Source organism: Pelosinus propionicus DSM 13327 (genome assembly GCF_900114615.1).
Lineage (GTDB): Bacteria > Bacillota > Negativicutes > DSM-13327 > DSM-13327 > Pelosinus > Pelosinus propionicus.
Genome location: NZ_FOTS01000058.1, coordinates 1 through 23919, shown reverse-complemented (window position 1 = coordinate 23919; position 23919 = coordinate 1). Strand labels below are relative to the sequence as shown.

The window sequence follows — 23919 nt, the reverse complement described above, 5'->3', positions numbered from 1 at the left end:
TCCATCAATAAGTGATATTTAATCTAATATATGATGCAATCTTACAATTGGCTATTATTGATACACACAAATTTATATTTTTGCATAAATTATAGTGCTATAATTGACTTCATTTTTTTATCGAACTGTTTTTTTAATAAAATGAGTAACCATTTAATTAGATAAAATATGAGCGGAGGCGATTTTCTATGTGGGAAAATTTAGGGAATATGATGGAAATGGTAAAAAAAATTCAACAAAATGTTGATAATGCCCAAGACCAGTTAAAAGCCCAACGTGTAGAAGTCTCAAGTGGCGATGTAATAAAATTAACTCTAAATGGACAACAAGAATTATTATCAATAGAGATTAATCCCAAATATTTATCTATTGATAATGCAACCTTATTGCAAGATTTATTAGTTGCAACCATAAACAATGGTCTTACCAAATCCCGCGAATTGCACCAAACTGCAATGTGTAAATTAACTGGCGATCTCAATCTTCCCAAAATTCCCGGACTATTTTAAGGAGGATACTTTATGTCGAACGAAAATCCTAATACACTGTTTCAATCCATAGCACATATGATTGATAACGTAGCAAATGAGGGTACCGGCTATGATACCCTCATTCATCTTTTGTCATTGCTTTGTATTCTTCATATCTTAAATCGTACACAACCTATGGCAACAGCCCCTATGATTCAAAATTCATCCACAATTGCTGCAAATAATAGTACAAATCCATTACATAAACTTTTAGGAGAACTTACAAAAAGCAGCGGTGTAGGTGATGGTGGTGGAGGAGGTCCTACTCCTGACATGCTCATGAGTCTATTGCCCCTGCTAAATAATCCACAAATTAAGTCAAAGCTCAATCCTGCTAATATCTCATCAATATTAGGTGTCTTAGGTAATCTAGGAGTTGGAGGAAATAGCGATAAACAAGAAGGAAATAAAATAGAAAAATCGGAGAAGAAAGATCCACCAGCAGCCGCAGTCACTTCTTCCTTAGCGAATTCGTCAAGAGAAGCCTCTCTATTAGATACACATGTTTCTGACAAAAAGGATTTAGGCCGCTCCTTAAACTGGAAAACGACATTTGAAAATGAGAAAGAGGTGTGAGAATTTTACTCACACCTCTTTGCCTTTTTTATAATTGTACTACGGTAACACCATCGCCACCTTCGTTTAATTCACCAATACTAATATCTCTAACATAATGATGATTTTTCAAATATGTTCTTACTCCCTTCCTCAAAGCTCCAGTTCCTTTTCCATGTATAACTAATACAGTAGTTAACCCCGCCACTATCGCATCATCAATATACTTTCCTAGTGCATATTCTGCCTCTTCCACCATCATACCTCGTATATCAATTTGCCGAGCAACTTCTTGGATTTTCATAAAATTCTTATCACGATTTTTATCTTTATTATTTTTTTTAATAGGAGCCTTTTCTTTAACTAATCGACAATCTCCAATTGCTACATTCATTTTCATAATGCCAAGTTGAACTATCACTTCATTTGTACCAATGGATACTACAGTCCCATTTTGTTTAAGCGTAGTAACATATACTTGCATTCCCGGTGTTAAAATGTTAGCCGTGGCAATAGGCAACGGATTATCTTCTTCACTTTCATTATTTAAATCCTCTAGATTTTCTCGCAAGCGTTTTCTGCTTTTGTCAAAAATCCCTTGCCTAATCGAGCTGCTATTCTTCACAGTAAACTGTGCTTTTAGCTCCGTTATAATCTCTTCCGTTTCTCGTCTAGTCTTTCTCAGGAGTGATTCAGCTTCTTCTTGCGCTTTGGTCAAGATCTTATGCTTCTTCTCAGCTAATATACTTTCTTCAGTCGCAAGCTTTTCTCTTAAAACATTTAATGTTTGTTCTTGCTGAATAACTTCCTCATGAAGTTTATCATAAGCAATCTTCTGCTCTTCCAAAGCATTTAAAACGGTTTCAAATTCTGCATGATCTTTGTCAATAAATTGGCTGGCTTGTTCAATAATATGATCTGATAATCCTAAACGTTTACTAATTGCAAAGGCATTACTACTACCTGGAACTCCAATCAAAAGGCGATATGTGGGCCTTAATGTATGTATATCAAATTCTACACTAGCATTTTCGATTCCTTGTCTTGAATATGCGAAGGTCTTTAATTCACTATAATGAGTGGTAGCAATTGTTTTAACACCAATATTCAGCAAATGCTCTAATATTGACATAGCTAAAGCTGCTCCCTCATCCGGATCAGTACCTGCACCAATTTCATCAATTAAGACTAAATCTTCAGATGTTATTTGGTTTAAAATTCTCACTAAATTCGTCATATGGGCCGAAAAAGTACTCAGACTTTGTTCAATACTTTGCTCGTCACCAATATCAGCAAAAATATTATTGAATATAGCAATTTCAGAGCCATTTTGTACAGGAAGATAGAGCCCAGCCTGTGTCATAAGAGCAAATAACCCTAATGTCTTTAACGTTACGGTCTTACCTCCTGTATTTGGACCTGTAATGAGCAAGGTATTAAAATCCTTGCCAATAAAAATGTCAATCGGAACTACTACACCAGCTTCAATAAGAGGGTGCCTAGCCTGACGTAGATTGACATATCCTTTATTACTAATAATGGGCATGGTCGCCTGCATGGTCAGGCTAAGTTTCGCCTTCGCAAAAGCAAAATCAATATTAGCTAACATGTCGCAATTCAAATAAATAGTCTCCGCGACATTTGCAATTTGTTCCGTAGCGGATCTTAAAATTCGCTCGATTTCATTTTTTTCGGCAGAAGTGAGTTGTTTAATTTCATTATTTAAAATTACTACTGCCATTGGTTCAACAAATACGGTAGCACCACTAGCAGATTGATCATGAATAATTCCAGGAAAATGATTGCGATACTCTTGTTTAATGGGTATGACATATCGCTCATTACGTACAGTCACTAATGCATCTTGAAAATATTTTTGATACTCACTAGAGCGTAGTATACCGTCCAATTTATCTTTGATACGACTTTGAGATAATCGTATTTCCCTCCGTACATGCAAAAGTTCAACACTTGCATCATCACGTATCTGCCCTTGTTCATTTACAATGTTCTCAATAAAATTTTCAACATTTCGCAATACATTAATTTTTTCAGCGTAACTAAGTAAAATAGTTAATGCTACAGGCATATCCATAAAGAAATTTTTCATTCTTCGTGATGCATATAATGTACTTGCTACAGCCACCAATTCGTCAGGAGCTAGTATAGAACCGATTTCCGCGCGCTTTAACAACGTGCGAATATCACGAATACCACCAAGAGGTATACTAGACATTGCGTCTAAAATTTCTCTAGCTTCCTTTGTTTCTGCTATTCTTTCTTCTACTTCAGATAATTCACTTGAGGGTATCAAATTCTCTGCAAGTTCTCGTCCCATAATAGAACTACATTTATCTGCGAGCATAACACGTATCTTATGATATTCTAACGTTTTTAATACCGATATTTCCATTCATTTCCCCCTAGAAATAAAGAAATATACAATTATATTTCTTTATAATACACCACGGAAATAATGCCCCCTGGTGATATCTTCGTGTTCAACAGTTTTCATCCTATCCTGCGCAAGCAAGGGATGATCCTCTCCTTGATCCAGTAGTTCTCTGTATAGTTTGCTCATTCTACCTAAGTGATCAACAGTACTCTTCTTTCCCTCAATTCGTATACGCTTAATTCCCGTTAAACCAAATCGAGGTACATGAGGCAACATACTTAATTCTTTTGCATTTAGTATATGCATGCGACAATATTGATCTGTCACCACTGGAAATAGTTCATTTTTACGATCCTTTAACCAATAATCACGGCGTAAACAGGCCTGGTTACATTTTCCTGTACCTAGCTTGCCAAGATAGCTTCCTATCGCACAGTACTCTGATACCATTAATGTTACATATCCATGAACTAAACATTCTAAAGCTACCTTCTGATCGCTAGCCAGCTCTTCAATCTGAGAAAAATTTAATTCTGGTGATAAGGTCATACTGGAAATACCTTGTGCAGCCAGAAACTCAATCGAAACATCATTGTATATATTTAAGGGATAATCACCGTGAAGTGGCAGATCGGTTATTTTTCTAGCAATTTGCAATGTCCCTAGATTACTCACAGCAACAGCATCTGCCTGTAATTCTTGAAATAACGCTAGTTCTCTTTTCACCTCATCCATTTGCCAAGTTTTTATAATGCGAGGTGTGTTCAAAATAATTTGTTTTCCACTTTCATGAACAATGGCGACGGCTTGTTTATATATCTTAGGAGTAATTATTTTATGATCAAAAGTTTCTCCGCCAAACATAATACAATCTGCACCAGACTCTAAAGATACTTTAATTTTATCAATCGTATCCGCATTAACCACCAATAAAGGCTGCTGTACATCATCACTATCCCGAACTATATCCGATAATAAAAAATCTCGTGCAACATATTTTTTTCTAGGTAAATCTTCGCGTTGAAAAGGCAGTAAACGAGCTTGTTCCAATTCTTCAATTGCTCTACGCCTGACATCATTGATCTCGCTAATTGGCACCATTACTTCGCCAATTATATTGCATTCCAAAGTATTGATTCTAAAGATCGTAGAGCCTAGTCGTTCGACCTGCTTAGCAATTACTTCTTCTGTTAGAGGTCTTTTAATCGCTCTTTGAGCAATAAAGGAAGTTTGAGCCTGGCTACAAAAACCATCGCTATCGTGTATACTAACTTCCAAAGGCTGACCTTCCTGTACGGTTACTTTAATATCAACTGCTACACGTTTTATCGCATTTGGTTCAATAAAAAAAGATCTTGCTCGTTCCATTAAGCCCGCGTCAAAGACTTTAAAGACACGATCATTTATGCGCACAGGAGCATGTACATGAATTGCAACTTCAGCACCAGCAGGGGCACTAGTCACTTTCTGTCCATTGATCATCATAGATGACACGGTTACACTAACCCTGCCACCAACCTTTACCCAAAAATCAACAATATCATTTATATATAAAGGCTCATCCAATTTTATAGTTGCAACCCGTTCTTGATGTTGATAATCGCTAACGCGGCCAATACGTACCCCCCGGTTATTCGGGCGGCGATCACTCATCATCTTGCGTCCCTGAGAAGTCTTTAAGTAAGCCGTAGTAAATTCGCGATTAAAGATTTGTGCCAATTCTTTTTGCTCTTGTTCAGCAACGCTATAGGCCTCTGGCTTTGCCAAACAAGCGTCAATCGCTCGCCTATAGGTATCTACTACTATTGCTACATATTCAGGCCTTTTCATACGTCCTTCAATTTTAAAGGAAGTTACACCTGCTTGAATAAGCTCAGGAATTAACTCCAAGGTGTTTAAATCTTTAGGACTTAAAAGATATTCTCCTGCATCCGCATCTAAAAGTAAGTCATTTCCCTTTTCATCAACAAGAGTATATGGCAAACGGCAAGGCTGCGCGCAGCGTCCACGATTACCACTCCTCCCACCAATCATACTACTCATTAAACATTGACCTGAATAGGAAATGCATAATGCACCATGAACAAAAGCTTCAATTTCTGTAGCTGTATTCTTACAAATGTGTTGTATATCATCCATTGACAGCTCTCGCGATACTACTACCCGCTGAAAACCAAGCTCCGTTAAAAGCTCTACACCTTCTAGATTATGCACCGTCATTTGTGTACTAGCATGTATTGGCATCGCAGGGATAATCTGTTTTGCCATTTTAAAAACGCCAATATCTTGAACTATAATAGCATCTACACCAATTCTATACAAAAACTGCAAATAAACCGATAATGAAGGTATTTCACTATTATCAACAAGAGTATTCACGGTTACATAAACTTTAACACTTCGCAAATGAGCCAAATTTACGGCTTCGACTAACTCTTCATCAGTAAAATTAGGTGCGCTAGCTCGAGCACCGAACATTTTCCCTGCTAAGTATACTGCATCTGCACCACCCTCTACAGCTGCAATTAAAGCTTCTCGACTACCAACTGGCGCTAATAACTCTATCATTTAAATTCATTCCTTTCAAAACCTACACTATAATACAAATATCTCCACATAAAGACACAAAATACACAAAGCTGGCACACGTTTTCTTTGTGTGTACTTTGTGTACCTTGATACAGGCATAGTATTTATCTACTTACTCTTTTCTTCTCTTTTTATATGCTCTGCTACATCATGTACCTCTGACATAAATTGTTCAAACCTCGCCCATTTCTGCCCTAAGGGACTTAAAGGATTGTCAAAAATATTCTTATAATATAACTCAAGCTCATGTTTTGTTAAAGGCTCTTTATCTGGAGTTTTTATAACAGAAAACATTCCACAACTTTCCAATCTTGCCACTTTAATATCTGGTAAATTCGTCATATCCATGCCTTGCTTATGGAGCTCTTGTCGTAAATCATCGTAATTAAAATGATTTTTAATAAAATTCTCTCGTAGAATTTTACCATCCTGAACAAGAGTAATTGGCGTACCTTCTACCCACTTCCGTAAAGTAAGATTTTTTAAGGATACATACGAAATTAATTGCTGTAATGCCAAAAGAGCTACTAATCCCTCTATACCGTTCAATAAAGTCTGCGCTTTATCCATAGATGCAGTGACAATGATGTCACCAATACCTACCATAATAACAAAATCAAAAGGTGATAATTGACCTACTGTACGATTTCCCATTAAGCGAACAACAATCAGAGCTATAGTAAACAACACCACTATATGTAATAAAACTTGACCAACATCGGCAGTTTCAAACACTATATCACTCCTTTTAATTGTAGTATTAACAATCAAAAAGTCTGTTATACTGCTCGAAATGTATCAGTCATTTTTCTTCTTCCACCATTTTAATCAATTGCTTATAATTTTGTTCTAAATCTAAGTATGCCTCTGCAATATTGAGTGCTGCTAGTACAGCGACCTTACCCGGAGATAATCGCAAATTCTTCTGTGCAATTGACTTCATACGAGAATCAACTTCTGAAGCAATTGCAACGACTTTCTCAAGTTTGGCATCACTCTTTAAACAATAAGTTTCACCAAAGATTTCAACTGTTACTTTATGTTTTTTTTCATTCATAACGTCACCTATAACACCTATTTTACTACTTCTACATTCGACCTGACAAATATGATTTCCTGCATATGTAACAAAGAAAACATAGTTGTCTTTATTAAACAGCAAAAAGGCAGCTATGAGCTAAGTCATAAACTGCCTTTTTACTATTATTTTATGCCGTTTTATTCGACTTATTAAGTAAACTATGGCTCTTACCATATAAAAAGTAAACTAGAAAACCAATTCCACTCCATACAAAGAAACGTATCCACGTTTCATAAGGCAAATTGTACATCAAATAACCACAGGAAATAACAGCTAAGGGGGCTACTATATTAACTGCAGGGCATCGAAACGGTCGATTTAATTCCGGTTTTGTATATCGCAGCACTAAAACTCCCACTGAAGCTACTGCAAAAGCGAATAAGGTGCCTATATTCGTAAGTTCAGCAATGATCCCAATAGGAGTAAATCCGGCGATCAAAGCAACTGCAATACCACCAACGATTGTAATAATATGAGGTGTTCCGTACTGAGGATGGACTTTAGAAATACCAGCAGGGATTAAACCATCACGAGACATCGCAAAGAAAATACGAGATTGGCCATACATTAGCACTAGGAGTACAGTTGTAATACCACATATTGCACCTGTGCCAACTAAAGCAGACCCCATATTATATCCTATCGACCTCAATGCATAGGCTACAGGTTCTGCATTATTTAATTCACCATAAGGTACGACACCTGTCAGTACACCTGCAACAATAATATATAAAATAGTACAAACTAACAAAGAGCCTATAATACCAATTGGCAAATCACGATTCGGATTACGGCATTCTTCTGCTGCTGTTGCTACGGCATCAAAACCAATGTATGCAAAAAATATGATAGCAGCTCCGGCAGCTACACCTGAAAAACCGAAAGGCATAAAAGGATCCCAATTTGCAACATTCACTTTAGGACCTGCCAAAGCTAAGAAAATAAAAACTGCAGCCAACTTTATAACTACTAAAATCTTATTAAGAGTTGCACTCTCCTTTGTACCGCGCACCAAAAGCAAACTTAAAAAGAAAGAAATCAACATCGCTGGCACATTCGCAATACCGCCATCAGCTGGTACAGCAGTATAAGCTTTTGATACCTCAATACCACCTGATTTTAAAAGACCTACCATATAGCCGGCCCATCCAGCTGCAACGGCACTAGAACCTACAGAATATTCCAAAATTAAATTCCAGCCTACAATCCAGGCAACAATTTCTCCTAATGCAGCGTAAGTATACGTGTAAGCACTACCTGAAATGGGGACCATTGCGGCTAACTCAGCATAAGCTAAAGCGGCGAAGGCGCAAGCTAATCCAGAAAGAACAAAAGAAAGTACCAATGCAGGCCCGGCATATTTCGCTGCAGCTACTCCCGTTAAAACAAAAATCCCAGTACCAATGATGCAACCAATTCCTAGAAGCGTTAAATCCATTGCACCCAGCGATTTTTTTAAACCTTTTTTCTCTGCGCCTTGTAAAAGTTCGCTGATACTTTTGGTACGAAAAATCCCCATTTAAGCTCCACCTTTCTTTTTATATTTATCAGGATGCTCAAAAAATAGACCTGCCCACAAGGACAGGTCTATAAAAAGCTAAACGTTCATAAACGCTTAGAGAGCTATCCCGTTAACAGGATAACACAAGTGAAGTCATAGGTAAAGATTTTTTTGTTCTCGTAGAAGAGACATTTTGTACTAACTACGAATTTTAGCCGCTAAAGTTTTTTCGATGTGTTCAATCGTATTTCTATAGTGCACATCTATTTCTTCGTCTGTAAGAGTCCGCATCTTATCCCTATAAATTAATGAAAATGCTAAACTTTTAGAACCATCAGCTACTTGTTCACCGACATACACATCAAACAAGCGAACATCACTAAGTAACGGTCCTCCACTAGTAATGATAGCTTCTTTTACTTGTTCAGCAGAAATAGCTAAAGGCAATACCACGGCTATATCTCTTTGAATAGCTGGAAATTTAGGTAAAGGTTCATACTTTGCAAGTAAATTTACACAGTCCACTACAGCTTCAATATCAACTTCAAAGATATACACTTTACGGTGTATATCAAACTGATCTGCCACTTTAGGATGTAGTTCCCCAACAGTTGCTAATACCTTACCATCTCTGGAAAACACTGCTGTCTTTCCTGGATGCAGTGACATATGGTCACCTGCCGCCACATGATAATCATGAATTCCTAAGCCCGTCAGCAATACCTCTACAATACCCTTGGCATCATAAAAATCAACATTGTCTTTTCCTTGGTTCCAAGCTAATTCATTACGCTTACCTACTAATGCGCCACACAATAGCAAAGGCTCCTTAGGCAAAGAATGTAACGGAAGCTCTTCTGGCAAATAGACTGCCCCAAGTTCATAAATTTTTATATCGTCATTTTTCTTAGAAAGATTACGAACAATCGCTTCCAATACGCCACCTAATAAAGTAGTCCTTAATATTGGAAAATCATCTGTGATAGGATTCAAGACGCGAATGGCGCGATGTAAGACATGATCATCTGCAATATTTAATTTATCCAAAACTTGAGGATGTGTAAAGCTCAAGGAAATGATCTCATCTAAGCCGGCTCCAGTTAAAATTGTTTTTATTACATCAACAATTGACTGAGTATATTCTTGCCCGCCGCGTAGAATATTACCGCCAGGAGTAGTTGTCGGAATTTTATTATAACCATAAATACGAGCAATTTCTTCACATATATCAGGTTGATACTGTACGTCATTGCGCCATGTAGGCACATTTACAACTACTTTATCCCCTTCAGAATGTGTGTCAATTTCAAACTCCAAACTTCGCAAAATGTTCAGCATTTCGCCTTTGCTAATATCTGTACCTAGATAATCATTTACCTTTTGAGGTATAAAGCTAACTTGACGCGGCAGCACCATATTAGGATAACTGTCCACAATTCCTGGGCACACCTTACATGCTCCCATATCTTCCAATAACTTAGCAGCTCGATCTAAAGCACGAATACTATTAACTGTATCGACTCCTCTTTCAAATCTTCCTGATGCTTCTGAGCGCAAACCAAGGGCTTTTGAGGTACGACGAATACTTACTCCGTTAAAAGAAGCTGCCTCTAATATTACATTTTGAGTATTATTAGTAACTTCTGTAGCTAACCCCCCCATTACACCTGCAATTCCTACCGCTTGGACCTGATCTGCAATTACCAACATATCAGAAGTAAGTTCACGCTTAACTCCATCTAATGTTGTAATTTTCTCACCAGCTTGAGCTTTCCGTACTGTTAAACTATGCTTTGAGACCAAATTATAATCATAAGCATGCATAGGCTGTCCCATTTCCAACATAACATAGTTAGTTACATCAACAATATTATTGATGGATCTCATTCCTACAGCCTGCAAACGATGTTTTAGCCATTTGGGTGATGGACCAACCTTAACATCTTGCAGCACCCTTGCAGCAAAACGAGAACATAACGAAGTTTCTTCAACAGAAACTTTTACTAAACTAACAGACTTTTCCTCTGCAGTCTCATGTAAGTGAATCATTGGTTTTTTCAGCGTGCCACCTGTCAAAACTGCAACTTCGCGGGCTAAGCCAATTACACTAAAGCAATCTGCCCGATTTGCCGTTAATTCAAATTCAAGAACTACATCATCCATCCCCAAAGCTTCTTTAATATCAACACCAACAGCTGTATCTTCTGATAAGATATAAATACCTTCTTTTTCCTTTGCAGATAACAACTTACTGTCAATATTCAATTCTGCTGTAGAACACAACATGCCATAGGACATCACACCACGCAATTCGCTTGCTTTAATTTCTAACCCACTTGGCAACTTTGCACCAACTAAAGCTACCGGAACAATATTTCCCACTGCAATATTATTTGCTCCAGTGACAATGATCAAAACTTCAGTTCCAACATCTAGTTTACAGATGGACAATTTCGTAGCATTCGGATGCTTTTCTACTTCAATAATCTTACCAGTTACAATCTTTTCAATATCTTGACCTAAGTAGCTAATTCCTTCCACCGGAATACCAGCCATTGTTAGCATCTCTGCTAATACTTCAGGTGTTTGTGAAAATTCAACATATTCTTTTAGCCATTTTATTGGTGCTTGCATACCCATCCCCCTTTAAAATTGTATATCATTGCTTTCCCATTAGAACTGTTTTAAGAAACGTAAATCATTTTCATAAAATAACCGTAAATCATCAATACCATATAATAACATTGCAATTCGTTCTACGCCCATCCCAAAAGCAAATCCACTTACTTGCTCTGGATCAAATTTGCTCATCTCAAGTACGCGAGGATGTACCATTCCTGCACCTAATATTTCTAACCAGCCAGTTCCAGAGCAAACTCGACACCCTCCACCATTACACATAACACAAGAAATATCAACTTCTGCACTAGGCTCAGTGAAAGGAAAGAAACTTGGACGAAAACGCACGCCAACATCTTTACCAAAAATTTCATGAATGAACAATTCTAACGTTCCTTTTAAATCTGCAAAGCTAATGCTTTTATCAATGACTAAACCTTCTACTTGATGAAACATAGGAGAATGAGTCGCATCGTAATCCCGGCGATATACCTTACCAGGTGCTATAATACGAATCGGCTGGTTTGGCGTTGCGGCCTGCATAGTACGAACTTGTACTGGCGAAGTATGAGTTCGCATCAAAAATTCCTCTGTAATATAAAAGGAATCTTGCATATCCCGTGCAGGATGATCTTTAGGCAAGTTAAGTGCTTCAAAATTATAATAGTCCTGCTCAACTTCTGGACCTTCTGCAATTGCAAAACCCATTCTCATAAAGATTTCTTTTATACGTGCAAGAGTAACAGTTAACGGGTGCTTATGCCCTACATTTACTTTTCTCCCAGGCAGAGTTACATCAATCTTTTCGGAAGCCAATTTTTTTTCTAGATCAGCTTGTTTAAAGCCTTCACTTTTTGTTTGAATAATGGTTTCTAATTCAGATCGAATATCATTCACAATTTGTCCAATTTTAGGACGTTCTTCAGCGCTCAACGCTCCCATGCCCTTTAATGCACTAGTTAAACTCCCTTTTTTACCTAAGTATTTAACCCTAAGCTCATTTAACGCATCCATAGTATCTGCTTGTGATAACTCCAGCAAAGCCAATTGCTTTAAGGATTGTAATTCTTGTTCCATATGTACCTCCTAAACATCATTTTAGATAAAAATAAAAAGACTCCACCCCTGCAAGGGGCGAAAGTCTTACTCCCGCGGTACCACCCTAATTAGTACTCAACTTTCTTTAACGCAGAAATAACGTCTGGCTTACACAAATCATTTTCAGCACAGATACTCCAGAGTGAACTTCTGTTAACCGCTTTGGAGCTGTTCTCAATCTATGACAGCATCCTCCCTGTACAAGCCAGCACTAACATACTCTTCTCTATCATTGCAATTACCTTAAGATAGTAAGCTTATCTTACTATACATCTTCAATTCTATAGAACTATAATATCAATAGTTCTATATCAGAAAGATTATAGCACATTCTATCCCATATTACAATAAAGACTACTGACGCTGACGCACTGCTTCATATAAAATAACCGCTGCAGAAGCTGCAACATTCAAGGATTCTACATTCCCTAGTAACGGAATATGTAATCGCTCTTTTGCAACCTCGGTTAATTTCTTACTGACCCCATTCCCCTCATTGCCAAACACTATTGCCACAGACCGATTAAAATCCGTCCTAAAATAAGTCGTAGAATTTTCTAACGATGTTGCTAAAATATGAATATCATACTTATTTAAATAATTTACTACCTCATCATGACTAAACCCTTCGAATATTGGTATATAAAATAAAGATCCCATAGTAGCCCTTACTGCTTTAGCACCAAAAACATCTGCACAGCCTTTCGTCAAGATTACACCTGTACAACCAGCAGCAGCGGCAGTGCGAATGATAGTCCCAACATTGCCAGGATCCTGAACTTCATCAAGCACCACCAAAAGCGGTTTTTGAACGTTAATAAGACAATCAACTAATCGATTCTCACGCTTTTTCATAATAGCCATTATACCTTGAGGTTGTTTTACTTCTGTTATTTTTCCATATATAGCTGCTGAGACTTCAATGATACGACAATTCTTAGACTGCAATAATACCAACATTGCTTGCACTCTTTGATCTTCTTCTGCTCCTGTTATATAGATACACGCTTCCACTGGCCAATTTGCTTGAGCGGCTTCTTCTACTAACCTAACACCTTCAATACTAAATAAACCTAACTCATCACGAAATTTCTTTTCTTTCAGCGAAGCAACCATTTTTATAAATCGATTCTGACTGCTAGTAATTATCTCCATCAAGTAAGTTCCTCCAAACCTTGTATCCCTTTAATTCCTCCTACGACAACCAAAATATCATGTTTAGTAAATTTCTCGCTTGGCAAAGGAGGCACCATTAACTGCTCTTCTCTCTTAATGGCAACAACATTAATTTCATATTTTGCCCGCAAATTTGCCTCAGCTAATGTTTTACCTATTAAAATTTGAGGAATAGCGACTTCCACTATCCCTAAGTCTGGTGAAAGTTCAATATAATCTAAAACATTACTAGAAACTAAATTATAAGCCACCCGCTGTCCCATGTCACGTTCCGGGTAAATTACTCTGTCAGCACCAATTTTCTGAAGCATCTTACCATGTAGAGCATCACGAGCTTTAGCAACAATATAGGAAACTCCAATCTCCTTTAGTTGCAACGTTGTCAATACATTTGCCTGTACGTCTTCACCAATTGCCACCACCACTACATCAAAATTTCGGATACCAAGTGCAGTCAATGCAGCTTCATCAGTAGAATCTGCCTGAACAACATGGGTGACTTCGTTACTAAATTCTTGAACTTTATCTTCATTACTATCAATGGCCAGGACTTCATATCCCATTTTATGTAAAGTTTTAGCTACGCTAGTACCAAAACGACCTAAGCCAATGACAGCATACTGTTTCTCTTGTTTCATAATATCCTCCTTATCCTATAATAATTTTACCTTCAGGATATTGCACTTTTGCTCTTTTCGTACGTAAAGCTAAGGCTAAAGCTAAAGTAACTAAACCTACCCTGCCAGCAAACATAGTAATAATCATTACAATCTTCCCTTGCATCGTTAAAGTACTAGTGATTCCTAAACTAAGCCCAACTGTAGCAAACGCAGAAACAACTTCAAATAAAATTTTTAAAAACGATTCACTTTGGATAATACTCATCATCATTGTAACAATAACGACTAATGCAGTAGAAAGAAAGACAAGAGTGAAAGCCTTATAGATTAATCGTTGAGAAATGCGCCTTTGAAAAATCTCAGCATCATTTTTTCCTCGAATCAAAGCCCACACAGCAGCAATTAGGATGCTCATAGTAGTTACTTTTATACCACCTCCAGTTGAAGTTGGAGCTGCACCAATAAACATCAAAATCACCATAAAAAAAATAGTAGCATCTTGCATATCAACAACACTGACTGTATTATATCCCGCACTTCTAAGAGTTACAGACTGAAAATAACTAGCTAATATTTTTCCTTTCCAGGACAAAGTACCAAGTGTAGCAGGATTATTGATTTCTAGTAATAGAATAACAAGCGTACCTAAAGCAAGTAATATAATTGTAGTGAATAATACTAGCTTCGTATGAAGCGAAAAATCTTGCCATTTACGATGATTCCAGACATCAAAAATTACTGTAAAACCAAGACCGCCCAAAATAATTAATGATGTAACTGTTAAATTAATAATAGTATCATCCACGTAATTTGTTAAGCTATGAAAATTACCAAACAAATCAAATCCAGCATTGCAAAAAGAAGAAACAGCATGCCAATATCCAAAATAGATACCTGTAAGGCCTAGATCAGGATACCAACGGATTGCCAGAATTGTCCCACCAATAAATTCAATAACCAAAGTCGATATAATAATAGATTGAGTTAGACGAACAACACCTGCTACAGTCATATGGTTTAATGCCTCTTGCATCACTAATCTTTCTCGTAATTGAATCTTACGTCCAATCACTAGAGCCATTAATGTAGCCATTGTCATTATTCCCAGACCCCCAATTTGTATAAGGAAAATAATCACACTTTGCCCGAATAAATTAAAATGACTTCCCGTATCTACAACCACCAATCCTGTTATACACACAGCTGAAGTAGCCGTAAATAAAGCGTCAACTAAAGATAAACCTTGACCATTTACGGCGGTTATAGGCATCATCAACAGCAATGTGCCAATCATGATCAATCCAGCAAAACCCAATGCTAAAATTTGATAAGGTGTAAATTTCCACGCAGAAAGGTGCAATAAATTTGCAAAACGATTTCGTAACCTCAATATTATTCACTCCATATGATAAGGGTTAGAAAACTGATATTTGCTTTTGTTCTACTATATCTACACATTTTACCATTACTTATAGCAAAAACCTACCTAATTTTTCAAAAAGGTAGGCCTCACAATTTTGATAGTAAAGCTAGATTAGAATAAATAACTATAAACTACATGGCTTTAGAAATACAATTAAAATGAAGCATATATTTACGAACTGATTCCTTAACACCTTTTTTCACTGCAGACATTAAATAGATATAATTAGCACCTGGGTTATCGAGCAATTCCTTTTTAAGTTTTTCACTTGCAGCCATTGAAGTATCTGTAGGAATATTAATCTTACTGATGCCGCATTTTATGGAGTTAGAGTAATCTTCACAGCTCAAATTTGCGCCGCCGTGCATAACTAAAGGAACACTAACAACAGTGCTTAACTGACCTAATCTGGTGGTGTTTAATTTGGTCGTACCGCGATATGCTCCATGCTTATTACCTACCGAAACAGCCAAAGCATCAATTTTAGTTTTTTCCACAAAATCAGCAGCTACATCACATGTAACAATATTGTCCTCATTAATATCATCTACATGCTCACAACAACCAACATAGCCCAATTCACCTTCGACAGAAACGCCGAGGGAATGGGCTATACGTGTTAGTTCTTTAGTACGTTTCAAATTTTCGCTAACAGGCAAATTTGATCCATCAAACATAACGGAGGTGAATCCCCAACGAATTGCTTTAATAATCCCTTCATAAGTATGACCATGATCCAAATGAAGAACTATTGGTACTGCGGATTTTTGTGCAGCACGAACCATTGCCGCACTTAAGGTTTCCACATCAACAAACTTATAAAATCGCTCCGTAATTCCAAGTACTAATGGAGTTTTTAATTCTTCAGCCACTTCTACAACCGCACATAATGTCTCTAAATTAAATACATTAAAACCGCCAACTGCATATTTTCGATTACGCGCATCGTCAAGTAAATGATTCATTGTCACTAACGCCAAAATAAAATCCCTCCTTAACGGTTAAAATTTTACTTTAATTTGATTCTATTATATTCGCGAAACTTTTTTTAAAAACCTACATATATTTTGAATATTTAAATTTTTTATTCTTTTTTATAAATAAAAATTCCTAGACAAAAGTCTAGGAATTTGATATCTATTTAAGTTGCTCTTTAGCAATTTCAACAAGTTTAGCAAAAGCAGCTGTGTCATTAACTGCAAAATCAGCCATAATCTTACGATTTACTTCTACACCAGCTTTACTCAAACCGCTAATCAATTTGCTGTAAGAAAGACCGTTTAAACGAGCCGCAGCATTAATACGGGAAATCCACAATCTGCGGAATTCACCTTTTTTCGCACGACGATCGCGACGAGCATAGTATAGAGCTTTCATTACTGTTTCATTTGCTTTTTTAAACAGCTTACTCTTAGAACCCTTATAACCTTTAGCTAACTTAAGAATTTTCTTATGACGTTTATGTGCTGTCACGCCTGTTTTAACTCTTGGCATGTTGCTGTACCCCCTATTTAATATATGTCAATTTTAGGCGTAAGGAAGCATTTTCGATACGCGTTCATGATCAGATTTACTAACCAAACCAGCTTTACGTAAATTACGTTTACGAGCTGGACCTTTTTTCTCAAGGATGTGACGTTTAAAAGCTTTAGAACGTTTGAACTCACCGCTACCAGTAACTTTAAAGCGTTTAGCAGCAGCTCTACGTGTTTTCATTTTTGGCATAATTGGTCTCCCTTCTTAATTCTGTGGCTTAGGTGCCAGAATCATTATCATATTTTTTCCTTCAAGCCTAGCCGCGCGCTCAATATTGGCAATATCTTTGATTTGGCTGGCCATTTTATCCAAAACTTTCTTCCCTAGCTCAGGATGGGATAATTCCCGTCCACGAAACATGATGGTTACTTTTACTTTGTCACCATCTTCGAGAAAGCGTTGAGCGTTTTTAAATTTAACATCAAAGTCATGATCTTCAATGTTTGGACGTAGTTTCACTTCTTTGACAGTTACAACTTTTTGTTTTTTCTTGGCTTCTTTTTCCCGTTTCTGTTGCTCATATTTGAATTTACCAAAATCCATAATACGACATACAGGCGGCTTAGCCGTTGGTGCTACCTCTACTAAATCAAGATGTTGCTCGGCTGCCATCTGCAGCGCATCTCTTAGTTGGACAATTCCTAATGGTTCATTAGTCGCACTCGTCAAACGAACTTCTCTAGCCCTGATTTCCTCGTTAATTCTTAATGTGTCTTTGCTAATTGTCGCTCACCCCCTGATAAATTTAGCTACATATAAATAAAAACGGATGGTATAAATACCACCCGCAACAAAAGCATAATCATACATGCTATCATAACCTTACGAACTGCCTATGCGTTGCAAGGTGAGAAGCGGATGGCTTCTACTTAAACTCAAAATTCTTGAGTACTTGATAATATTAACATTAGGAATAATGAATGTCAAGTACTATTTTTTCAACCTTTTTCCTTTATTTCTTTTAAAAGATCAGAAATAAATTCACTAGCAAGCTTTCCTCCGATATCACCTTGTCCACGCTTACGTACCGCCACACTACCGGACTCAACTTCTTTATCTCCAACAACTAGTGTATATGGAACCTTTTGCAGCTGCGCCTCACGAATTTTATAACCAATTTTTTCGCTACGATCATCTACCACTACTCGGATCTCTTGTGCAAACATAGCATCTGCCAACTCACGAGCATACGCTGCCTGTCGATCAGTAATGGGTAAAATCTTAACTTGCACTGGTGCCAGCCACGCAGGAAAAGCTCCAGCATAATGCTCAATTAAAATTCCAATAAACCGTTCTATGCTGCCAAAAGCTACACGGTGAATCATAACAGGACGATGCTTTTGACCATCTTCACCCACATAATTAAGGTCAAATTTCTCAGGCATTTGCATATCTAATTGAATCGTACCACACTGCCAAGTTCGTCCAATAGAATCTCTTAAATGAAAATCTATTTTAGGACCATAAAACGCGCCATCACCTTCGTTTATGCGATATTCCATGCCCCTTTCTTCCAAAGCATCTTTAAGAGCATTAGTCGTTAAATCCCACACCTCATCAGATCCCATAGCTTTTTCAGGTTTTGTACTTAACTCCGCATGGTACGATAAACCAAAAGTACTGTATACGGTATCAAATAAATCAATTACACCTTGTATTTCTGTTTTAATTTGAGAAGGCAGCATAAAGATATGGGCATCATCTTGCGTAAAGCTCCGTACTCTCATTAAACCATGTAATGCTCCTGAAATCTCGTGACGATGTACCAATCCTAATTCAGCAGTTCTTAGAGGAAGATCTCGATAACTATGATGCTGAGTACGGTAAACTAAAATTCCTCCTGGACAATTCATAGGCTTTACAGCATAACCTTCATTATCAATAGTAGTAAAATACATATTTTCCCGATAATGATCCCAATGACCTGATTGTTGCCATAATTTTTGATTCAAAATAATAGGGGTTTTAATTTCGTGGTACCGGTATTTAAAATGTAGTTTACGCCAAAAATGTTCAAGTTCATTTCTAAGCACCATACCATTAGGATGAAAGAACGGAAAGCCAGGGCCTTCATCTTGTATGCTAAACAAATCGAGTTCTCGGCCTAATTTGCGATGATCACGTTTTGCAGCCTCTTCTAACATTGTCAGATATGCCTCTAAATCAGCTTTCTTCTCAAAAGAAGTACCATAAATACGCTGTAACATCTTACGTTTTTCATCACCGCGCCAATAGGCACCAGCTACACTTTGCAACTTAATGGCTTTTACCTTGCCAGTAGAAGCCAAATGTGGCCCTGCGCACAAATCAACAAACTCTCCTTGCTTATACATGGAAATCGTCACATCAGTCGGCAAATCACCGATTAGCTCTACTTTATAGTCTTCACCTAACTCTTCAAATATGCGGAGCGCCTCTTCACGGCTAACTTCCATTCTTTCAATTGGAAAATCTTCCTTAACGATTTTCTCCATTTCCGCTTGAATTTTTTCTAAATCTTCAGGAGTAAAAGCTTCATCTACATCAAAATCATAATAAAATCCATTAGCAATAGCAGGGCCTATGGCAATTTTGACATTCGTAAATAAGCGCTTTACTGCCTGGGCCAATATATGTGATGAAGTATGACGAAAAGCGTCACGTCCTTCAGCATCTTCAAATGTAAGAAATTCAACCTTTGCATCATTATTTAACTGAATTGGTAAATCAGTCACATGACCGTTTACTTTTGCTGCAACTGCACTTTTAGCCAAACTGCGGCTAATGGATGCTGCAAATTCGGCCAATGTAGTTCCCTGTTCAACCTCACGTATGCTTCCATCTTTTAATGCTACTTGTATCTTTTTCATAAATGTTCCTCCTTTAAAATTTTCCAATAAAAATAAAAAAAATAAACCCTCATCCCTATAGGGACGAGAGTTGTAACCCGCGATTCCACCCTGATTGGCAAAAGCCCATCTTGATCATTGATAACGGGAATTACCCGGCACAGCTTACCATTTTATAGCTATTAATTCTTATAGCAAAAAATATTCAGCATAGCAGTTTAAAGGTGGTAACAATAATGATGTACGTAAAGATGCTTACAGCCGGTGACATCTTTTCTCTGAAACGACAGTGACACTATTGCCTTGTCCTTTGCATTACTTTTACTAGTATTAATCTAATAATAGCTATTTTCAAGATGAATGTCAATATATACATTAGAGGTTTAATGCGTAGGCATTAGATCTTCCTTATAAGCATTTATGCAAAAGTCACACCCACTGCATATCATAAACCTGCCATCAAATATATTCTTTATAATATCTACCAAGCTCTTAGTCGAAGCACGATTATGATCCTCTACATGAACCATAACACTATATGGCGCTATCGTAATGAGGGCTGTAATCAGTAAATCTTCATGATTGATTGAATCATCATTTTCCAGAACAAAATTTTCTAATTTTTGATTACTAATTAAATTCCCCTGTTCATCCAAAATTTTATACATACCAGAATTAATAATTACTACGTGTACTTCCTCAACCTGCGGTTCTTGGATCGTTACGAAATATCGCAATACGCGTATAAACTCTTGATATTCTAATTCCATCATAAAGTCATCTACAGCTGTATCTACGACTCTAGCTAGTTTCTCCCGATATTCTTTCAATCTAAAATTAATAAATCCTTCTAATACAAGCTCATGATGTGCGTTAAGATATTCAGCAATTTTTTCCACTATATTCTTACTGCGCGTACCAAATCCAAAATCTGCAACCACACCATAATTATCATTTAATAGCTGTAATGTATTATCGTAAATAATTTTACGCTCTTCTGCAGAAAAATAATAATAATTATCTTCAACAATTTTATAAACAATTTTTTTTTCTTCTCTTGAAATAATTAATTCAGCCAACATATTCGCAACATGATGCTTTACTGCATTTTTAATCCGTTCATAATTACGAAATGACAATTCTCCTTCCATTACATTACAACCAATAAACGTATAATGCCCTTTATTGGTCTCGTCAATCGCTATTTTATATCCATCTTTAATTAATGTTTTACAATCTAATTGCAGTCTTTCCCGAATATCCTGGGTTGTTCCGCTTAAACCAACCGAAAGCAATTTCACCACCCTCACTCCCTTCCTAGTATATTATATGTATCATATTATATTTGCATACAATTCAAAAATATAATACGAAGGTCTGCTCCATTCTCAGCCATCTTCAAAACCGTCAAGATGTCGAAAATACAAAGAAGAGAATACTTAATAAAAAAGACTTGGCACATGCCAAGCCTTTTTTCATATTTACTTACGATGCACTTTATTCTTATCAACTATTTTTCCGTGTTCCATTTGTTTTGCAGCGATATTTATTTTTAAAATCTTCTCGTATTTGCGAATGAGAGAGACTTCCTGCTTAGTAATAATCGATATGGCAATGCCACTTTCTCCAGCTCGCCCAGTTCTTCCTACACGATGTAAATAGACTTGCGGATCTTCAGGCAGATCTAGATTAAATACATAATCAATACCGACGATATCCAATCCGCGAGCGGCGACATCAGAAGCAACTAGTAATTGGACTTTTCCCTTTCGAAAATCTTCTAATGATTTTTTGCGGTCCCCTTTTACAGAACTTCCATGTATGCTCGCAGCTTTTAGTCCATGATACACAAGTTTTTCAGTAGTTTCTTCAATATCATCACTTTTATTAATAAAAACTAATGCACGTTTTGCATCAACAAGTCGTACCATTTTACGTATAACTTCAATTTTATCTCTTTGCTCTGCAACAAAATACATGTGAGAGATATCAGGTCTACCATTGCTGTCTTCAGCAATGGTGATGACCTCTGGATCACGCATGATCTCTTTGGCAATTCTTAGTGTATTGGGGGTTATCGTAGCTGAGAACATCAGAATTTGCCGTTCTTTAAGCGTAGTCTTCAGAACTGCTTTTACACTATCTACATTTTTGTCATCTAATAAACGATCCGCTTCATCAATAATAATTGTTTTGATTGTCTGCGAGGTTATCTTCTTTTTTTGTATCAATTCTAAAATACGTCCACTCGATCCTACTATAACATGAGGCTTTTCTTTTAATTTGTCTATTTGCCTAGATATATTTACGTTACCGATAATAGGAGCAGACGTTACGGCAACTCCTGTATTCAGCGATAACGTTTCAATTTGCCGCTGTATCTGAATGGCAAGTTCATGAGTAGGGGCAAGAATCATAGCCTGCATCTCTCGTTTGCTTACATCAATCTTCTGAAATAAAGGCAATAAATAAGCTAATGTTTTTCCTGTACCTGTTGCTGATTGACCAATTATATCCCTTCCTGCTAAAGACAATGGAATTACTTTTGCCTGTATTCCTGTCGGGACCTCAATTTTTATCTTAACTAAACCTGCTGCCAACTGGGCAGAAATGCCGATTTTCTCAAATTCACTCATTATTTTCCCCTCTTCATACATGTATTACCACTTTTCCTATGAAAGATAGACAATTCTTTTCAACATCCTATTAACGAATATAATTAATATTTTCACTTTTACGCTCTGGTCCCTTTCCATTTGCTCTTCCCTTGTAACCAAGACAAACAGCATATAGGGGTTTGACACCTTCAGGAAGCAGTAACTTTTTAACCTCTTCCTCGTCAGCAAAAAAGAAGCAAATTAGCCCAATCCAGCAAGAACCAATATTCAGTGATTCTGCAGCTAATAGCATATTTTGAATAGCAGCGGCGCAATCAACAGCTGAATTCATCATAATTTCATCTTCTTGTTTACCTGACACAATAAGTACGGTTGGTGCATTATAAAAAAGATTACGTCCGCTCCGACCCATACGAGCAACCCATTCGATTGGCGACTTCGCCATTTCTTTTGTGGCTATATTACTCATATGCGCCAGAAGTTCCTTATTCTGAATAGCAGTAATATGCCAGGGCTGTGTATTATGACCGCTAGGAGCCCACAAACCAGCTTCCATTATAATTTGCAGTTCTTCCTCTGCAATTTGCTCTTCTCGATATAAGCGTACACTTCGTCTATTTTTAATAGTCCTTATTACTTCATTCATAAAAAACGCTCCTTTATCAATACTATAATAGTTCGTCATGCATCAAGTGCCGCCTCAATGTGAGGCGGCACTTTAGACTACGTTTACCCTCTTAACGTTTGGATTAGAGCATAATTAATAGCTGACATTTCATGCGGCACAGCTGCCATACCAACTTTACAAGCGGCCATATATCTTGCACATGTTTTATGCCTTTCACTATAAAGTTCTGGCGGACAAAACATGGAGCAGTCACCTTTAAATGGACACACTAACGATTCCTCCACTTCTGATAATAATGCTTGTATAACAATATTATCATATAAATTACATAATATATCAATATTTTTTCTAATGACTCATCTTTTTATTCTTCTAATGATTAAAAAAGAGGCTGTCGCAAAATGCTTTTTGAAAAAAAGCATTTTGTGGCAGCCTTCCTTTCTTGAGCAGATAAAATCCAGGCGAAAAAGAATAAACAAAGAAGCTCTTCTTCCGTTTATGCCCATAGCAAACAGAGGAAGCCTCTTCCCCAATAAAAAAGTCTATTTGTATTTGTCAGGCTGCTTTGGGAATATGCAAGTAAGTTCCACAGCGACCACTTTGAATTTTGTTGTGGAGTTTGTTTAGGTTATACCCCATGCACAGCAATAGAAACTCGGTTTGCACCTTGACGCTGCCTCTCATAAGAAAACGTCGGAAGCCCATATCTGCTTTCAGTACAC

Annotated in this window: 22 protein-coding genes and 2 other annotated features; of the genes, 2 read left to right on the top strand and 20 right to left on the bottom strand. The window is 37.0% G+C overall.

The annotated features are described in order from the left end of the window. The first annotated feature begins 188 nt into the window (after nucleotides 1–188). Together BMZ99_RS21935 and BMZ99_RS21930 are read left to right on the top strand one after the other, a co-directional pair. A complete protein-coding gene (locus BMZ99_RS21935) occupies nucleotides 189–509 on the top strand; it encodes a YbaB/EbfC family nucleoid-associated protein (protein ID WP_090942940.1) in 321 nt (106 codons plus the stop codon). Between the two features lie 12 nt (nucleotides 510–521). Further along, on the top strand, nucleotides 522–1106 hold the full coding sequence (locus BMZ99_RS21930; protein WP_090942937.1) for a hypothetical protein: 585 nt from the start codon (nucleotides 522–524) through the stop codon (nucleotides 1104–1106). A 28-nt stretch (nucleotides 1107–1134) separates the two neighbouring features. Here BMZ99_RS21930 and BMZ99_RS21925 read toward each other — a convergent pair whose 3' ends face one another. From BMZ99_RS21925 to BMZ99_RS21830, 20 genes are all read right to left on the bottom strand, one after another. Continuing rightward, nucleotides 1135–3498 (bottom strand): endonuclease MutS2, encoded by a 2364-nt coding sequence (locus BMZ99_RS21925; RefSeq protein WP_090942934.1) that lies wholly within the window; start codon nucleotides 3496–3498, stop codon nucleotides 1135–1137. A gap of 42 nt (nucleotides 3499–3540) precedes the next feature. Then, a complete protein-coding gene (locus BMZ99_RS21920) occupies nucleotides 3541–6048 on the bottom strand; it encodes a DUF3656 domain-containing U32 family peptidase (protein ID WP_090942931.1) in 2508 nt (835 codons plus the stop codon). A gap of 129 nt (nucleotides 6049–6177) precedes the next feature. After that, nucleotides 6178–6804 (bottom strand): DUF421 domain-containing protein, encoded by a 627-nt coding sequence (locus BMZ99_RS21915; protein ID WP_090942928.1) that lies wholly within the window; start codon nucleotides 6802–6804, stop codon nucleotides 6178–6180. Between the two features lie 67 nt (nucleotides 6805–6871). Next, the gene (locus BMZ99_RS21910; protein ID WP_245755108.1) at nucleotides 6872–7231 is read right to left on the bottom strand and encodes a cell division protein ZapA; all 360 of its coding nucleotides are present in this window, start codon (nucleotides 7229–7231) and stop codon (nucleotides 6872–6874) included. 46 nt (nucleotides 7232–7277) lie between these two features. Continuing rightward, nucleotides 7278–8669 carry an amino acid permease gene (locus BMZ99_RS21905; protein WP_090942923.1) on the bottom strand — a complete coding sequence of 464 codons (1392 nt, stop codon included), beginning with the start codon at nucleotides 8667–8669 and terminating at the stop codon, nucleotides 7278–7280. Between the two features lie 180 nt (nucleotides 8670–8849). Further along, nucleotides 8850–11285, bottom strand: coding sequence for a phenylalanine--tRNA ligase subunit beta (gene pheT / locus BMZ99_RS21900; protein ID WP_090942920.1), 2436 nt, complete (start codon nucleotides 11283–11285; stop codon nucleotides 8850–8852). A gap of 39 nt (nucleotides 11286–11324) precedes the next feature. After that, complete coding sequence (gene pheS, locus BMZ99_RS21895; protein WP_090942916.1) at nucleotides 11325–12347, bottom strand: phenylalanine--tRNA ligase subunit alpha; 1023 nt, start codon at nucleotides 12345–12347, stop codon at nucleotides 11325–11327. 50 nt (nucleotides 12348–12397) lie between these two features. Further along, nucleotides 12398–12610, bottom strand: a binding site (T-box leader). A 112-nt stretch (nucleotides 12611–12722) separates the two neighbouring features. After that, nucleotides 12723–13523, bottom strand: coding sequence for a TrmH family RNA methyltransferase (locus tag BMZ99_RS21890; protein WP_245755110.1), 801 nt, complete (start codon nucleotides 13521–13523; stop codon nucleotides 12723–12725). Then, entirely contained in the window at nucleotides 13523–14182 is a 660-nt protein-coding gene (locus BMZ99_RS21885; RefSeq protein WP_090942911.1) for a potassium channel family protein, read from the bottom strand. Before BMZ99_RS21885 ends, BMZ99_RS21890 begins: the two co-directional genes overlap by 1 nt. 10 nt (nucleotides 14183–14192) lie before the next feature. After that, nucleotides 14193–15554 carry a TrkH family potassium uptake protein gene (locus BMZ99_RS21880; protein ID WP_090942908.1) on the bottom strand — a complete coding sequence of 454 codons (1362 nt, stop codon included), beginning with the start codon at nucleotides 15552–15554 and terminating at the stop codon, nucleotides 14193–14195. Nucleotides 15555–15718: 164 nt separating this feature from the next. Further along, entirely contained in the window at nucleotides 15719–16558 is an 840-nt protein-coding gene (locus tag BMZ99_RS21875) for a class II fructose-bisphosphate aldolase (RefSeq protein WP_245755109.1), read from the bottom strand. 166 nt (nucleotides 16559–16724) lie between these two features. After that, nucleotides 16725–17081 (bottom strand): 50S ribosomal protein L20, encoded by a 357-nt coding sequence (rplT, locus tag BMZ99_RS21870; RefSeq protein ID WP_007934942.1) that lies wholly within the window; start codon nucleotides 17079–17081, stop codon nucleotides 16725–16727. 33 nt (nucleotides 17082–17114) lie between these two features. Next, nucleotides 17115–17312 (bottom strand): 50S ribosomal protein L35, encoded by a 198-nt coding sequence (rpmI, locus tag BMZ99_RS21865; protein WP_007934943.1) that lies wholly within the window; start codon nucleotides 17310–17312, stop codon nucleotides 17115–17117. A 15-nt stretch (nucleotides 17313–17327) separates the two neighbouring features. Further along, nucleotides 17328–17846 carry a translation initiation factor IF-3 gene (gene infC, locus BMZ99_RS21860; RefSeq protein WP_071524641.1) on the bottom strand — a complete coding sequence of 173 codons (519 nt, stop codon included), beginning with the start codon at nucleotides 17844–17846 and terminating at the stop codon, nucleotides 17328–17330. A gap of 28 nt (nucleotides 17847–17874) precedes the next feature. After that, nucleotides 17875–18000 (bottom strand) — a sequence feature (ribosomal protein L20 leader region). A 61-nt stretch (nucleotides 18001–18061) separates the two neighbouring features. Continuing rightward, a complete protein-coding gene (thrS, locus tag BMZ99_RS21855; RefSeq protein ID WP_090942903.1) occupies nucleotides 18062–19972 on the bottom strand; it encodes a threonine--tRNA ligase in 1911 nt (636 codons plus the stop codon). A gap of 362 nt (nucleotides 19973–20334) precedes the next feature. Next, nucleotides 20335–21252 (bottom strand): putative sporulation protein YtxC, encoded by a 918-nt coding sequence (ytxC, locus tag BMZ99_RS21850; protein WP_090942955.1) that lies wholly within the window; start codon nucleotides 21250–21252, stop codon nucleotides 20335–20337. A gap of 180 nt (nucleotides 21253–21432) precedes the next feature. Next, on the bottom strand, nucleotides 21433–22587 hold the full coding sequence (locus BMZ99_RS21845; protein WP_090942900.1) for a DEAD/DEAH box helicase: 1155 nt from the start codon (nucleotides 22585–22587) through the stop codon (nucleotides 21433–21435). 70 nt (nucleotides 22588–22657) lie between these two features. After that, entirely contained in the window at nucleotides 22658–23215 is a 558-nt protein-coding gene (locus tag BMZ99_RS21840) for a nitroreductase family protein (protein WP_175490660.1), read from the bottom strand. A gap of 83 nt (nucleotides 23216–23298) precedes the next feature. After that, on the bottom strand, nucleotides 23299–23466 hold the full coding sequence (locus tag BMZ99_RS21835; RefSeq protein WP_245755107.1) for a hypothetical protein: 168 nt from the start codon (nucleotides 23464–23466) through the stop codon (nucleotides 23299–23301). A gap of 286 nt (nucleotides 23467–23752) precedes the next feature. Further along, on the bottom strand, nucleotides 23753–23902 hold the full coding sequence (locus BMZ99_RS21830) for a transposase (protein WP_139214823.1): 150 nt from the start codon (nucleotides 23900–23902) through the stop codon (nucleotides 23753–23755). Nucleotides 23903–23919 lie beyond the last annotated feature (17 nt).

Coding starts and splice junctions, on each gene's coding strand:
- rpmI (WP_007934943.1), bottom strand. CDS start 17,312: ATGCCAAAAATGAAAACACGTAGAGCTGCTGCTAAACGCTTTAAAGTT.
- BMZ99_RS21885 (WP_090942911.1), bottom strand. CDS start 14,182: ATGAAACAAGAGAAACAGTATGCTGTCATTGGCTTAGGTCGTTTTGGT.
- BMZ99_RS21930 (WP_090942937.1), top strand. CDS start 522: ATGTCGAACGAAAATCCTAATACACTGTTTCAATCCATAGCACATATG.
- BMZ99_RS21890 (WP_245755110.1), bottom strand. CDS start 13,523: ATGGAGATAATTACTAGCAGTCAGAATCGATTTATAAAAATGGTTGCT.
- BMZ99_RS21905 (WP_090942923.1), bottom strand. CDS start 8,669: ATGGGGATTTTTCGTACCAAAAGTATCAGCGAACTTTTACAAGGCGCA.
- BMZ99_RS21845 (WP_090942900.1), bottom strand. CDS start 22,587: ATGAGTGAATTTGAGAAAATCGGCATTTCTGCCCAGTTGGCAGCAGGT.
- pheT (WP_090942920.1), bottom strand. CDS start 11,285: ATGCAAGCACCAATAAAATGGCTAAAAGAATATGTTGAATTTTCACAA.
- BMZ99_RS21920 (WP_090942931.1), bottom strand. CDS start 6,048: ATGATAGAGTTATTAGCGCCAGTTGGTAGTCGAGAAGCTTTAATTGCA.
- BMZ99_RS21830 (WP_139214823.1), bottom strand. CDS start 23,902: ATGGGCTTCCGACGTTTTCTTATGAGAGGCAGCGTCAAGGTGCAAACC.
- BMZ99_RS21935 (WP_090942940.1), top strand. CDS start 189: ATGTGGGAAAATTTAGGGAATATGATGGAAATGGTAAAAAAAATTCAA.
- BMZ99_RS21840 (WP_175490660.1), bottom strand. CDS start 23,215: ATGAATGAAGTAATAAGGACTATTAAAAATAGACGAAGTGTACGCTTA.
- rplT (WP_007934942.1), bottom strand. CDS start 17,081: ATGCCAAGAGTTAAAACAGGCGTGACAGCACATAAACGTCATAAGAAA.
- thrS (WP_090942903.1), bottom strand. CDS start 19,972: ATGAAAAAGATACAAGTAGCATTAAAAGATGGAAGCATACGTGAGGTT.
- pheS (WP_090942916.1), bottom strand. CDS start 12,347: ATGGAACAAGAATTACAATCCTTAAAGCAATTGGCTTTGCTGGAGTTA.
- BMZ99_RS21925 (WP_090942934.1), bottom strand. CDS start 3,498: ATGGAAATATCGGTATTAAAAACGTTAGAATATCATAAGATACGTGTT.